Below are 13101 nucleotides of genomic sequence, written 5' to 3'. Positions count from 1 at the left end.
GCCACAAACTCGACTCTTCACCTCCCCCCTTGTGGGGGAGGCCGGGAGGGGGCTCTCTGCTTCAGCCAGGACTCCCGCATGATCGAGATCACCATCGAGCCCCTGACCCGCGCCGCCTATGCCCCGTTCGGCCAGGTGATCGAAACCGAGGGCGCGCAGCACTATCCGATCAACGGGGGCATGACCGAGCGCTACCACGATCTGGCGAAGGTGGAGCTTGCCGGCATCCACCCGCGTCCGCTCGTCTCGATCGCCCGCGGACAGCCCTACGCGCTGCCGCTGACCCTCCGCATGGTGGAGCGGCACCCGCTCGGCAGCCAGGCGTTCTACCCGTTGTCGCCGCGGCCGTTCCTCTCGATCGTCGCGCCCGACGAGGGCGGCGTGCCGGGCCTGCCGCGCGCTTTTCTCGCGGCGCCGGGCCAGGGCGTCAACATGGCGATGAACACCTGGCACGGCGTGCTGACCCCGCTCGACGAGGTTTCCGACTTCCTGATCGTCGACCGCGGCGGCGATGGAAATAACCTTGAGGAATACTTCTTTCCGGTCCCGTATTTAATAATCGAGCGCCGCTAATTCTTCGCCGGATTGGCGATCCGGCGTCGCGCCGCGTTGCAATTCCTCCATAATCTGGTGCGCAGGTAGCCCCGCTTGAGGCTTGGAGGCTCGGTCATGCGGATCGTTGTGGCGATGATGGCGCTTCTGCTCGCGTTGGCGAGCCCGGCGCTCGCAGCAAAGGTGACGCTCACCGGCGACGTGACCTATCGCGAGCGCATCGCGCTGCCGCCCGAGGGCATCCTCACCGTGTCGCTGATCGATCTCGCGACACCCGACCAGCCGCGCGTCTCCGCAGAGGCCGCGATAGCCAGCCCCGGCCAGGTACCGCTGACCTTCACGCTCAGTTTCGAGGAAAGCGTCGTCCTCCCCGGTCACCACTACGCGCTGGTCGCGGAAATCTCGGGCGCCGATGATGCGGTGTGGTTCCGCAGCACCGAGCCCTTCGCCATCGACCCGCTGGCGCCGGCGGCCCCGATCCTGATCGTCGTCAGCCTGGCGCCGCATGAAGAAGCCGAACCCGCTGCCGTGCAGCCCGAACCCCAGCCGGTCGCCCCGCCGCCGATCCTCGATATCACCTGGCAGGCCGACAGCATCGGCGGCGTGCCGGTGGCGCGGGGCATCGTCTCGTCGCTCTCCATCGCGCCGGACATGCGGGCGGGCGGCCGCGGCGGCTGCAATTCGTGGTTCGCGCAGGCCCAACTGGGCTCCGAGCGGCTGGTGTTCAGCGCCGTCGCCGCGACGCGCATGGCGTGCCTATCCGAGGACGCGACGCGGCAGGAGGACAGCTTCTTCTCCGCCCTCGCCGACACGCGCTTCTGGCGGATGAGCGGCGAGCACCTGGTGCTGGTGGATGGCAGCGGCGTGGAGCTCGCGCGTTTGTCGCGGTCGCGGTACTGATCCAACCCTTGGCACCGGTCGCACGCCGATCGGCTTGACCTTCGCCACGGCTCCCCTCACGTTCGGGCACCCGGACCGGAGACCCTTATGCATACGCCCGCCCTGATTTCCCGCCTGCTCGATGTCATCGAGCTCGACCTCCTGCCGCTGACCAAGCGCGGCGTCGGCGGCGGCAACAAGCTGTTCGGCGCGGCGATCCTGAGGAAATCCGACCTGTCGCTGGTTGTCGGCGAGACCAATAATGAGACCGAGAATCCGCTCTGGCATGGCGAAATGCACGCCATCAAGCGCTTCTACGAGCTCCCGGCCACGGAGCGCCCGGCGGCCGGGGATTGCCTGTTCCTCGCCACCCACGAGCCCTGCTCGCTCTGCCTCTCGGGCATCACCTGGGGTGGCTTCGATAATTTCTACTATCTGTTCAGCTACGAGGACACGCGCGACAGTTTCGGCATTCCGCACGACATCCGGATCCTCAAGGAAGTCTACGCCGTGCCCGACCCGGACCGTGACCATGTCCCCGCCGATCGCCCGCTCTACAACCGACGGAACGCCTTCTTCCAGAGCCACGACATCCAGCAGATGATCGCCGGCATGGATCGCTCCTCCAAGGAGCGCCTTGTGGCCCGCGTCGACGACCTCAACGCCGCCTACAACGACCTGTCGGCGACCTACCAGAAGGACAAGGGGAACAAGGGGATTCCGCTGAGCTAGGCTCTAGACCAGCACCACGCTGGCGGCGGCGAAGGCGAGGACGGCCAGCACCGTGGCGAACACCACGACCAGGAGGATCAGCATCGTGGTGCTCATCCCGGTGGGCCGCTGCGGGCTGCGTTGCTGTTCGGGGGTCACGATGGGCGGGCTCAGCCGAGATCGGCGAGCGCGGCGACCGGCGCGGTCTCGACCGGCAGCGCGGAGGCGGCGATGGTGAGCGTGGCCATCGACATCACGAACAGGGCGATGAGGGTGAGCTTGAGCATAGTTGCCTCCGGGTCGTCCGGCGCCTCGCGCCGGTTGGTTCATCTTGAGGGCAACAATGCGGCAGCGCGTTTGAACGTTCCCGGTACCCGGCGTTTATCTCCGGTTCAGAAATCTCCGTGTTCCGCCACATTTCGCGAGGCCTAATAAAGCGTTCCGTCCTGTATCGCAGCGTTTGGCGCAGCCCATCAAGGAGACCGGACCATGCCCAGCCCCCTCAACCGCCGCGACGCCCTGCGCCTCGTCGCCGTCGCCGCCGCCGGCGGCGCACTGATGAGCCAGAAGGCGTTCGCCCAGGAGACGAGCGGAGAGACCGGCGGCCTGATGCCGGGCGCCGACGTCTGCGTCCTGACCCCGGCAACGACCCAGGGTCCCTACTATTTCGACCCCGCGCTGGAGCGGGCGGACATTACCGAAGGCACACAGGAGGGCGTCGCCACCACGGTCCGCCTGCAGGTCGTCGATGGCAGCTGCAAGCCGATCGAGGGCGCCCGCGTCGATATCTGGCACTGCAATGCCGAGGGGCTCTATTCAGGCTACCCCGGCCAGACCGGCGGCATCGACACCAGCGGCCAGACGTTCCTCCGCGGCACGCAATTCGCCGGCCCCACCGGCATCGTCGAATTCCAGACCATCTATCCCGGCTGGTATCCGGGCCGCACCACGCACATCCATTTCATGGTGTACCTCAACGAACGGACCGCCCTCACCGGCCAGCTCTTCTTCCCCGACGCACTGAGCCAGTTCCTCTATCAAACGGTACCGCCTTACAGCGACCGCGGTGCCGAGCGTGACGTGATGAACAGCAACGACAACATCGCCCGCCAGGCGAGCCGCGCGTCATTCGCATATGTGAAGGAGATGGAGGAGAGTTATCTGGTGGCGATGATTATTGGGGTGGACCCGAACGCAGCCCGGTAAAAGAAAAGAGCGGACCATCGGACCGCCCCTTCTTTCATGCGCCGATCTCTCCGCCATCTCCCCCTCGGCGGGGGAGAGAGCAAATTCTTAGGTTTAGCGTCTTCGCTAAGCCTTAGAATTTGCAAGAGAGGGGGTGCGGAGCCCCCGTGCCTCCCATGCCCCCTCTCTTGCGATTTCTAGGACTTAGCAAACGCTAAGCCCAAGAAATCGCTTTCTCTCCCGCAAGGGGAGAGATGAAGGAGGGATCGTAGTTTACCCCGCCGCGCGTTCGCCTTCGCGCTTGGCGCGGCTGGCGTCCTTCTGCTTCTTGCCCCAGCGGGCCTTGTTGGCCTGGGGGGCCGGAGTGCCTTGGCCCGTGGGCTTTTCCCACCAGCCCGCAGCGGTCGGCGCAGCGCCGCCGTTGCGCGATTGGTTGCTACCTGAACCGGCGCCGCCGCGGACCTGCTGCGCATTGCCGGCGGGGGCGTGGCCCTCGCCATTGGTGCGCTTGCGGCCATCGACGATCGCCGCCTTCTTGGCGCCCGAGAAATGGCGGCCGGCATTGGCGTGCTTGCGCTGTGCATCGGGACGCGGAGCCTGCGTGCGCGGCGGCTGGCGCTGGGCGCGTACCTGCGCCGCGTCGATGATCTCGCCGCCATTGCCCTTGAGCTCGCCGGTGACCGGCAGGGTGCGGCGGATCAGCCGCTCGACATCGCGCAGCTTGCCGCGCTCGGTCCCGTCGCACAGCGTGATCGCAAAGCCCGAAGCGCCGTTGCGCGCCGTGCGGCCGATGCGGTGCACGTAGTTCTCCGGATCGTCCGGCAGCTCGAAATTGATCACGTGCGTGATGTTCTGCACGTCGATGCCGCGTGCCGCGATATCGGTGGCGACGAGGATGCGCACATTGCCGGTGGAGAAGCCCTTGAGGGCCGCCTGCCGGGCATTGTTCGACTTGTTGCCGTGGATGGCCGCGGCCTCATGCCCGTCGATCGCGAGGTTCTTGGCCACGCGGTCGGCGCCATGCTTGGTGCGCGAGAAGATGATGACGCGGCTCAGCGACTCGTCCTTGAGCAGCTCGTTGAGCACGCCGCGCTTCTCCTTCGAGCCGGCGAGGATCACCCGCTGGTCGATGGTGCCGACGGTGGTCGCCGGCAGCGAGGCCTCGACGCGCACCGGATCGTTGAGCAGGCCCTTGGCGAGCTCGGCGATTTCCGGCGCCATGGTGGCGGAGAACATTGCCGTCTGGCGGCGCGGGCCGATGGCGGCGGCGATCTGCTTGACCGCGTTGATGAAGCCCATGTCGAGCATGCGGTCGGCCTCGTCGAGCACCAGCCAGCGCGTCTCGGTGAGCTTGAGCTTGCGGTCGTCGACCAAGTCCTTGAGCCGGCCGGGCGTCGCGATGACGACATCGACGCCGCGGGCGATCTTCTGGATCTGCCCGCCGCGCGAGGCGCCGCCGAGCACCAGCACGGTCGAGATCTTCGCTCCGGCGAGCTTATGCAGCACTTCGTCGATCTGCACCGCCAGTTCGCGGGTGGGGGCAAGGATCAGCGCCCGGGTCGTCATCGGGTTGGCGCGGCCCTTGAGCTCGGCAAGGCCGGCAAGGATCGGCAGCCCGAAAGCCGCGGTCTTGCCCGAGCCGGTCTGGGCGATGCCCATGATGTCACGGCCCAGGAGCTGCGGCGGGATGGCTTTCGCCTGGATGGGGGTGGGCGTGTCGAACCCGGCGGCGGTCAGCGCGCTGACGAGCGGCACCGAAAGGCCGAGTTCGGAGAATGAATTGGTCAATGGTCAAACTTTCATTGGCGCGCTCCGGGCCAATCGGTGCGCGAGGTGCGCCTGGGGCCCATCTCGGGCTCGGCGCGATCAAAAAATGCAATGGCGACGGGATTGCCGCACGGTTGCGCTGTCTCCCGGTGTTCCCGCTATTGCGGGGGACATTTCCGGGGCACTTCGCCGCTCACCGTCTTGGCCAGTAAGAAGAGAAGTCCATCGCCATCATCGCGCCAAATCCCTTCGCGGGGATAACCGGGCGGGGCGAATGGTGCGCATATGGGGGATAAAGCGCGGATTGGCAAGGGAAATCGGGAAATGCGGGCGCAGGGGAGCTATGCGGGGGACCAGTCGAAGGCCGGAGCGTGGGGTACCCCCACCCTCATTCCCTCCCCACAAGGGGGAGGGAGGCCGATCGCGTTTCGCTGCACTCTCAGTCGTCTCCCTCCCCCTTGTGGGGAGGGATCAAGGGTGGGGGTGGCCACACGCTCGGTGCGGATGTGGAGCCCCCTCAAATCCCCCCATACCAGTCATACCCATTGTCCTCCCAGTACCCGCCCTGCCCCAGGCCGTACTGCGAGAACCCGTCCACCAGCTCGATAGTGTGCACGTATTTCGGCTGCTTGTAGCCGAGCGCCCGCTCGATCCTGATCCGCATCGGCGCGCCGTTCTCGATCGGCAGCGCCCCGCCATTGAGCCCGTAGGCGGCGATGGTCTGCGGGTGGAACGCGTCGATGAGGTCCGAGCTCTCGTAATACGGCACCGGCGGCGACAGCCCGCCCCCCATCATATCGTAGCAGTGGTACACCACGAACTTCGCCGCCCGCTTCACCCTGGCCTCGTCGAGCAAGCGGCTCAGCGGGACGCCGGTCCATTTGGCGATGCAGCTCCAGCCTTCGACGCAGTCGTGCCGGGTGATCTGCGTGCGCGACGGCATGTTGCGCAGTTCGGCGAGGGAATATTGCTTCGGCGTCTCCACCAGCCCGGTGATGCTGAGCTTGTAGTTGGCGAAGTCCGTCGCCGCGAGGTCGCTGTATTCGGGGACGTTCGAGCGCGGGTCGGTCGAGCCATTCGGACGCTGCCCTTGCCGGATCTCGCTCTCCGCGAACTCGCGGGCCAGCGCCTGGTCACCCACCAGCGCGCGCTGTGCGGCATAAGTCAGCTGGTTGGCCCGCTCGAGGAAGTTGCGCACCGGATCGCTGCGCTGCCCGAGGAAATCGAACTGGTCGCAGCCGGCGAGGACCAGCGAGGCGCCCGACGCGGCCCCGAGCCCGATCAGCCGGCGGCGGTTGAGGATCAGCTCAGCCATTGGATTTCTCCCCTTCCTGCGCCTGGGTGGCCGGCCCCCCTCCCCCTTGAGGGGAGGGGCTGGGGGTGGGGGTCTGTCGGCGATCACCGAACCACCCCCTCCCTCGTTCCCTCCCCTCAAGGGGGAGGGAGGCGGGGTGGAGAGATCGCGTATCGGGTTCCGTGTCCGGGCTGGTCCGGTAGTAGCCGGTGATCATCGAGCGCAGCTCGTTGATCGGCCCCGCCAGCAGCACCATGACGATGTGGACGACGAAGAACAGCACCAGGAGCAGCATGACGACGAAGTGGATGGTGCGCGCCGTCTGCCGCCCGCCGAACACGTCGACCAGCCAAGGCCAGCCCGCATCCATGGTCGGCGACATGGTGAGCCCGGTGAGGATGATCAGCGGGAACAGGATGAAGAACACGCCGAAATAGGCGACTTTCTGCAGCGGTGTGTAGGTCCGTCCATGGTGGAAGCGGAACCGCAGATGGTCCCAGATGTCCCTGGGCAGGTCGCGGAGGTCGCGCGGCTTGAGGATCACGTCGCGCCACAGGTGCCCGTTGAAAAGGCTCGAGACCAGCCAGATGGCGATGGCGCCGAGGAACACCCAGACGAAGAAGAAATGCACCACGCGCCCGGTCGCGAGGTCGCGGAACGACGGAATCGTCGCCCAGTCGGGGAAACCGACGAAGTTCGGCTGCGTCGCCGACCCGCTCATCCCCAGCACGCCGGTGGTATCGAATTTCTGCCCGAACAGGGTGGTGAAACCGCGCGGCCCGGCATCTGTGTTCTCGGCCCCGATCCTGAGGATCGCGTTGTCGAATGCGAAGCCGGATTGCTGGCCGATATAGAGCGCCGGGTGGGCGTTCCAGATCTGCAATCCGGAGAGCAGCAGGAAGAACATCGCGATCGCCCACACCCAGTGGGTGACGCGGGTGAGGATCGCCTGCCGATAGACCAGCGGCCCCTTCGGCTTCGTCTCTGCCAATGCGCCGTCAGTGATGCTCGCCATCGTTCTCCCCTGGCTTCGGAGAGCAAGAACGGCACCCTTTGCAGCGAAGTTTCAAGTCACCTCGAGAGCACGCCAGCGTGACCGCGTATTCAGCTCTCCGCCCGCGCCGCCCAGTTGATGCCGCGGCGGAGAATTGTCGCCATGTGCGGGTTCTCGAACTCGCTGGCCTGGTGCCCGAGCGTCGAATGGAACACCTTGCCGGCGCCGTAGTGCCGCTTCCACACCACCGGCATCACCACGCCCTTGGTCCAGGGCGCATGCTGGCCCGAAAAGGTCGTCGTCGCCAGCACTTCGACCGAGGGGTCCATGTGCATGTAGTATTGCTCGGAGGTATAAGGGAAAGACGCCGGGATGCCCTGCATGATCGGGTCCTCGGGCTTTTTCACGTCGACCGTGTAGTCGATGATGTTACCGGGGTGCGCCACCCACTGGCCGCCGACCACGAACTGGTAGTCCACCGCGTCCCGGAACGCATCGCTCATCCCGCCATGGTGCCCGGCAAGCCCGACGCCGCCCTCGATCGCCTTGACCAGGTTGGCCAGCGGTTCCTTGTCGATCTTGCTCATGGTGTAGATGGGGATGATGAGGCTGAGATCGTGGATTGCCGGGTCGGCCAGCACGGCGAGATCGGTTTCGACGCGTACCGAATAGCCGTCCTCGTGCAGCCAGCGCCGGTAGATCGCGGCGCTCTCCTCGGGGTCATGCCCGTTCCACCCACCCCAGACGATCAAGGCACTCTGCATAGTCGACTCCCCGCACAAAACGCGGCGGAGAGTAACCGAACCGCCCGTTCATGGAAGCCCAAAAGCGTCGCCTGCCGCCCTTCCGCTCTCAGGCGAACTGTTGTTAACTCTGGGCTCCACTGGCGTTGCAGGTGGCATGGCACGGGGGCGCACCGGCGCTGTTATGACCGCGTTGCAATCCAATGAGAGAAGGGTCCGGGCCAATCGGACCGCCACGAAAGGACAGGGATATGAAGCGATTTTTGTTCTGCGCCTCGGCGCTGGCACTTACTGCCGGGTTTTCCGGTGCGGCCTATGCCGATTTCTCCCTCACCATTCTCCACATCAACGATTTCCATTCCCGCTTCGAATCGATCACCGCCTCGGACTCGACCTGCAATGCCGAGGGCGAGACCAAGGGCGAGTGCTTCGGCGGCATCGCCCGGCTGAAGACCGAGATCGACGCGCAGCGCGCCGCGGCCAAGGCCGCCGGCGAGAACGTGGTGCTGCTCTCGGCCGGTGACGAGTTCCAGGGATCGCTGTTCTACACGCAGTACAAGTCCAAGATCGTCGCCGACTTCATGAACGACATGGGCTTCGACGTGGTCGCCACCGGCAACCACGAGTTCGACGACGGACCGGCCGAGTTCGCGCGGTTCATCGCCGCCGCCAAATTCCCCATCATCGGCGGCAACTTCGACTCCACCAAGGATGCCGACCTCAAGGGCCTGCCCCCGGGCGTGATCGTCCTTACCGTCGATGGCGAGAAGATTGGCGTGGTCGGCGCCACCACCGAGGACACCCCGGAAATCGCCTCGCCCGGCCCCAACGTGGCGTTCCAGGACGTCGCCGATTACGTCGGGGGCGCAGTCGCCGCGCTCGAGGGCGCCGGCATCAACAAGATCATCGTCCTCTCGCATATCGGCTACACCGTCGACCAGGAACTGGCCAAGGCCGTGCCGGGAATCGACATCATCGTCGGCGGGCATTCGCACACCTATCTGAGCTCGACCGACGAGAAGGCCGCGGGCCCCTACCCCACGCTGGTCAAGAACCCGGACGGCGTCGACGTGCCGATCGTCCAGGCCGGCAGCTACGGCAAGTATCTGGGCGACATCAAGGTCACCTGGGACGATGCCGGCAAGCTCATCTCCGCCAAAGGCGCGCCGATCGTCCTCGACGCTTCCGTCAAGCCCGACCAGGGCTTCATCGATCGCGTCGCCGAACTGGGCAAGCCGCTCGAAGCCCTGAAGTCCGAAGTCATCGGCACTGCCGCCGCCCCCATCGAGGGCAACCGCGATGTCTGCCGCGTCATGGAATGCTCGATGGGCAACCTCGTCGCGGATGCCCAGCTCGATCGCGTTGCCGACCAGGGCGTCACCATCTCGATCGCCAACTCGGGGGGCCTCCGCGCCTCGATCGACCAGGGCGAGATCACCATGGGCGAGGTGCTCACCGTGCTCCCGTTCTCCAATACCCTCGCGACCTTCCAGATCACCGGCGCCGACCTCGTCGCCTCGCTCGAGAACGGCCTGAGCCAGATCGAGGACGTCGCCGGCCGCTTCCCGCAGGTCGCCGGCCTCAAGTACACCTTCGACAAGTCCAAGCCCGCCGGCTCGCGCCTCGTCGGCGACGTGCTGGTCAAGGACGGAAACAACTGGGTGCCGATCGACCCGGCGAAGACCTACGGCGTCGTCACCAACAACTACGTGCGCGGCGGCGGCGATGGCTACGCGCTGTTCGGCTCGAACGCGGTGAACGCCTACGATTTCGGGCCGCCGCTCGAGAAGGTGGTTGCCGACTACATCGCCAAGCAGGGCGGCACCTACACGCCCTACACCGACGGCCGCATTACCGACGCCTCCCCGGCGCCGGCGCCCGAACCGGCGGCGGCCGAGCCGGCCCCGGCAGCTCCGGCGGCCACCGAAGCGCCGGCTGCAACGCCTGCTGCTCCAGCAACCACTGAAGCTCCGGCTGCGACCCCTGCGGCACCGGCCACCACGCCCGCTGCACCGGCGGAAACGCCCGCCATGCAGGCTCCTGCCATGGAAGCGCCCGCGATGGAGGCTCCCGCCATGCAGGCGCCTGCCGCGCAGTAGGCCTCTTCTGAAATTGGAGAGGGCGCCTCGCGGGGCGCCCTTTTTCGTTTGCCGCTCAGCGCTCGAACAGCACCACCTTTTCGTCGGCATAGGTGGTGCGCGCGAACTCCTTGAAGCCCAGCCGGCTGGCGACGCGCATCGAGGCGAGGTTGTCGACATTGATCAGGCAGGTCATCCGGCGCCCCGGAAACTGCGCGCCGGCCCAGCCGATTGCCGCCTGCATGGCTTCGGTGGCGTAGCCCCAGCCCTGCGCCGAGGGCATCAGCGCCCAGCCGGCCTCGAGCGTGCCTTCGAGCGATGGCTCGATCGTCCGCCGCGCCTCGTGGAAGCCCGCCTCGCCCACCAGCTGGGCGGATTCCTTCTCGATCACCGCGAAGAAGCCGAAGCCCAGATGCGCCCAGCCCCCGGCCCGGGTCAGGAAGCGCTGCCACGATTGCTCGCGCGAAAAGCTCCTGCCGCCGATGAAATGCACGACGTCCGGATCGGCCCACATGGCGGCGAAGGCGTCGAAGTCCGCGGACGCATAACCGCGCAGGATCAGCCGGTGGGTCTCGATGATGGGGATGTCCATGATTTCAGCGCGGTCTGGCCAGCTGCCGCCAGATCAGCAGCACGATGATCGCCCCGACGATGGCGCCGAAGAACCCGGCCGGCTGCCCGGCCTGGTACCAGCCGATGGCCTGCCCGAGATAGGTCGCGACCAGCGCCCCGACGATGCCAAGCACCGTGGTCAGGATGAACCCGCGCGGCTTGGGACCCGGCGTGATCAGCTTGGCGATGATGCCGACAATGAACCCGATGATGATAGCGCCGAGAATCCCCATAAGCCCCTCCGATTCCGCGGATTCATAAATGGACCCGGGACGATTGGGTTGCAATGGGCGGGGCGGGGCTGCGTTGAGACCATCCCGCCCACCGACCTGCCTTCTCCCCTTGTGGGAGAACGTGGCGCGCAGCGCCGGATGAGGGGTCCCGCATCGCTCGCGATGCGCGATCCGAGCGAAGCGAGGAGCGACACCGTACGCGGAGAGAACCCCTCATCCGCCCTTCGGGCACCTTCTCCCACAAGGGGAGAAGGCGATCACCGATAGCTTAATGCGTCGCCAGTTCCTTGCGCTCGCGCTCGGACACCGTCGCGAGATCCAGCACCTTCTGCAGCTCGGCGGCGTGGCGGAAGCTGGGCTCCTGCATCTTGCCGGTCTTCACCGCTTCGGCGAAGCGCTGGTAGTTGGTCGGCACGGGCGGCACTTCCATTTCTTCCCAGGTGCCGGTCTCGACGTTCTCGCCGAGGCAGACGCGCAGGCGCGAGCCGTCGTGGCGGTGCTGCACCTCGACGCCGCCACGTTCGCCATAGACGCGCAGGCGCAGCTCGTTCATGTGGCCGGTGGCCCAGCGGCTGGCATGGATCACGCCGAGCGCGCCGTTGTCGAAGTCCACCGCCATGGTGAAGCTGTCATTGGCGTCGAGTTCGTACTCGCCGATTTTGTTGCCGGCCGCCTTCTCGAAGGTCTTGAGCCGCGCGAACACGTGCTCGATCTCGAGCCCCGAGCCGTAGGAGGCGAAATCGAGGATGTGGACGCCGATGTCGCCCAGCACGCCATTCGAGCCGTGCTTGCGCGACAGGCGCCACAGCCACTTGCTCTCGGTGCGCCAGTCGCCCCAGGCCTTCGAGACCAGCCAGCTCTGCAGGTAGCTCGACTCGACGTGCTTGACCGCGCCGATCTGGCCCGACAGCACGATCTCGCGCGCCTTCTGCAGCTCGGCGACGTTCCGGTAGGTGAGGTTGACCATGTTGATCAGCCCGGCGTTCTCCGCCACCTCGACCATCTCGAACGCCTTCTGCGCGTCGGTCGCCAGCGGCTTCTCGCAGAACACGTGCTTGCCGGCCTTCAGCGCGGCGATCGAGGTCGGGTGGTGGATCGAGTCCGGCGTGACGTTCGCCACGGCGTCGAACTCGCCCCAGGCGATCGCCGCGTCGAGTGAGGCGAAGCCGTTGGGGATGTTGTGCGTCTGGTTGAACTTCTCGAGCCGGTTCGGATCGACGTCCACGCCGCCGACCAGCGTTACGCCGTCGATGGCGGCGAAGTGCTTGGCGTGCTGCGCGGCCATGCCGCCGGTGCCAAGAATGAGCATGCGCATATTCGTATTCCTTCGAAGCTGGGCGGGTTGAGCGCCCGAGATGTTGGGTCCGGCTAGACCCGGTGTTCCTTGCGGTCGAGATCGGCGACGAGCGCCAGGTCGAGAACCTTCTGCAGCCCCGCTGCGTGGCGAAAGCTCGGCTCGGTCTGCATGCCGGTCCGCACTGCCTCGACGAAGCGCTGGTAATTGGTCTTCACCGGCTCGGCCTTCACCTCGCGCCAGGTAGAGGTCGCGACGTCCTCGCCCGCGCAGACGCGCAGCAGCGAGCCCCAGTGGCCGTGGCTCAGTTCCAGCCCGCCCTTGTTGCCGTAGACGCGCAGCCGCTGGTCGTTCGAATGCCCCGACGCCCAGCGCGACGAGTGGATCGTGCCGATGGCGCCGTTGGCGAACTCGGCGCTGATGATGAAGCTGTCATTGGCATCGAGCACGTACTCCCCGATGCGGTCGCCAGGCACCTTCTGGAAGGTCTGCAGCCGGCAGTTCATCGAGACGATGTCCTGCCCGGTGGCGAAGGTGGTGAAATCGAGGATGTGGATGCCGATGTCGCCGACCGTGCCGTTCGAGCCGTGGCCCTTCGACAGCCGCCACAGCCAGGTCCCGGCGAGGTTTGCCGCGTCGTTGAAGTCCCTCAGCGCCAGCCAGTGCTGCAGGTAGCTGGCCTCGATGTGCTTGACCTCCCCGATCACGCCCGAGGCGATGATCTCGCGCGCCTTGTGGAGTTCGGCGACGTTCCGGTAC

12 protein-coding genes and 1 pseudogene are annotated in these 13101 nt (G+C 66.4%); 5 read left to right on the top strand and 8 right to left on the bottom strand.

What is annotated here, in order from left to right:
* The first annotated feature begins 78 nt into the window (after positions 1-78).
* The 4 genes from JWQ89_RS19130 (at position 79) to JWQ89_RS19115 (ending at position 3348) form a co-directional block, all read left to right on the top strand.
* On the top strand, positions 79-573 hold the full coding sequence (locus JWQ89_RS19130; protein WP_299643631.1) for an ureidoglycolate lyase: 495 nt from the start codon (positions 79-81) through the stop codon (positions 571-573).
* Positions 574-669: 96 nt separating this feature from the next.
* Positions 670-1452: an META domain-containing protein gene (locus JWQ89_RS19125; protein WP_299643630.1), complete on the top strand. Its 783-nt coding sequence runs from the start codon at positions 670-672 to the stop codon at positions 1450-1452.
* Between the two features lie 87 nt (positions 1453-1539).
* On the top strand, positions 1540-2163 hold the full coding sequence (locus JWQ89_RS19120; RefSeq protein WP_299643626.1) for a nucleoside deaminase: 624 nt from the start codon (positions 1540-1542) through the stop codon (positions 2161-2163).
* Between the two features lie 468 nt (positions 2164-2631).
* The gene (locus JWQ89_RS19115; protein ID WP_299643624.1) at positions 2632-3348 is read left to right on the top strand and encodes an intradiol ring-cleavage dioxygenase; all 717 of its coding nucleotides are present in this window, start codon (positions 2632-2634) and stop codon (positions 3346-3348) included.
* 252 nt (positions 3349-3600) lie between these two features.
* Here JWQ89_RS19115 and JWQ89_RS19110 read toward each other — a convergent pair whose 3' ends face one another.
* The 4 genes and pseudogenes from JWQ89_RS19110 to JWQ89_RS19095 form a co-directional block, all read right to left on the bottom strand.
* Positions 3601-5115: a DEAD/DEAH box helicase gene (locus JWQ89_RS19110; protein ID WP_299643622.1), complete on the bottom strand. Its 1515-nt coding sequence runs from the start codon at positions 5113-5115 to the stop codon at positions 3601-3603.
* Between the two features lie 496 nt (positions 5116-5611).
* The gene (locus JWQ89_RS19105) at positions 5612-6409 is read right to left on the bottom strand and encodes a molybdopterin-dependent oxidoreductase (RefSeq protein ID WP_299643620.1); all 798 of its coding nucleotides are present in this window, start codon (positions 6407-6409) and stop codon (positions 5612-5614) included.
* A gap of 166 nt (positions 6410-6575) precedes the next feature.
* Positions 6576-7403: pseudogene (locus JWQ89_RS19100) on the bottom strand (cytochrome b/b6 domain-containing protein); the annotation flags it as partial.
* Between the two features lie 89 nt (positions 7404-7492).
* Positions 7493-8146, bottom strand: coding sequence for a ThuA domain-containing protein (locus tag JWQ89_RS19095; protein ID WP_299643618.1), 654 nt, complete (start codon positions 8144-8146; stop codon positions 7493-7495).
* 230 nt (positions 8147-8376) lie between these two features.
* Here JWQ89_RS19095 and JWQ89_RS19090 point away from each other — a divergent pair, with 230 nt between their 5' ends.
* Positions 8377-10224 carry a bifunctional metallophosphatase/5'-nucleotidase gene (locus JWQ89_RS19090; RefSeq protein WP_299643617.1) on the top strand — a complete coding sequence of 616 codons (1848 nt, stop codon included), beginning with the start codon at positions 8377-8379 and terminating at the stop codon, positions 10222-10224.
* 55 nt (positions 10225-10279) lie between these two features.
* On the opposite strand, the gene JWQ89_RS19085 is transcribed toward JWQ89_RS19090, so the two are convergent.
* From JWQ89_RS19085 to JWQ89_RS19070, 4 genes are all read right to left on the bottom strand, one after another.
* Positions 10280-10798 carry a GNAT family N-acetyltransferase gene (locus tag JWQ89_RS19085; RefSeq protein ID WP_299643634.1) on the bottom strand — a complete coding sequence of 173 codons (519 nt, stop codon included), beginning with the start codon at positions 10796-10798 and terminating at the stop codon, positions 10280-10282.
* A 1-nt stretch (position 10799) separates the two neighbouring features.
* Complete coding sequence (locus JWQ89_RS19080) at positions 10800-11048, bottom strand: GlsB/YeaQ/YmgE family stress response membrane protein (protein WP_299643616.1); 249 nt, start codon at positions 11046-11048, stop codon at positions 10800-10802.
* Positions 11049-11316: 268 nt separating this feature from the next.
* Complete coding sequence (locus JWQ89_RS19075; protein WP_299643614.1) at positions 11317-12363, bottom strand: Gfo/Idh/MocA family oxidoreductase; 1047 nt, start codon at positions 12361-12363, stop codon at positions 11317-11319.
* Between the two features lie 53 nt (positions 12364-12416).
* On the bottom strand, positions 12417-13101 hold a 685-nt coding region (locus tag JWQ89_RS19070), incomplete at its 5' end, for a Gfo/Idh/MocA family oxidoreductase (protein ID WP_299643611.1).

It is taken from the genome of Devosia sp. (genome assembly GCF_028290645.1).
Classification (GTDB): domain Bacteria; phylum Pseudomonadota; class Alphaproteobacteria; order Rhizobiales; family Devosiaceae; genus Devosia_A.
The sequence above is the reverse complement of the archived record's forward strand: the minus strand, read 5'-3'. Positions and strand labels throughout refer to the sequence as shown.

Coding starts and splice junctions, on each gene's coding strand:
- JWQ89_RS19090 (WP_299643617.1), top strand. CDS start 8,377: ATGAAGCGATTTTTGTTCTGCGCCTCGGCGCTGGCACTTACTGCCGGG.
- JWQ89_RS19080 (WP_299643616.1), bottom strand. CDS start 11,048: ATGGGGATTCTCGGCGCTATCATCATCGGGTTCATTGTCGGCATCATC.
- JWQ89_RS19105 (WP_299643620.1), bottom strand. CDS start 6,409: ATGGCTGAGCTGATCCTCAACCGCCGCCGGCTGATCGGGCTCGGGGCC.
- JWQ89_RS19095 (WP_299643618.1), bottom strand. CDS start 8,146: ATGCAGAGTGCCTTGATCGTCTGGGGTGGGTGGAACGGGCATGACCCC.
- JWQ89_RS19130 (WP_299643631.1), top strand. CDS start 79: ATGATCGAGATCACCATCGAGCCCCTGACCCGCGCCGCCTATGCCCCG.
- JWQ89_RS19120 (WP_299643626.1), top strand. CDS start 1,540: ATGCATACGCCCGCCCTGATTTCCCGCCTGCTCGATGTCATCGAGCTC.
- JWQ89_RS19075 (WP_299643614.1), bottom strand. CDS start 12,363: ATGCGCATGCTCATTCTTGGCACCGGCGGCATGGCCGCGCAGCACGCC.
- JWQ89_RS19125 (WP_299643630.1), top strand. CDS start 670: ATGCGGATCGTTGTGGCGATGATGGCGCTTCTGCTCGCGTTGGCGAGC.
- JWQ89_RS19115 (WP_299643624.1), top strand. CDS start 2,632: ATGCCCAGCCCCCTCAACCGCCGCGACGCCCTGCGCCTCGTCGCCGTC.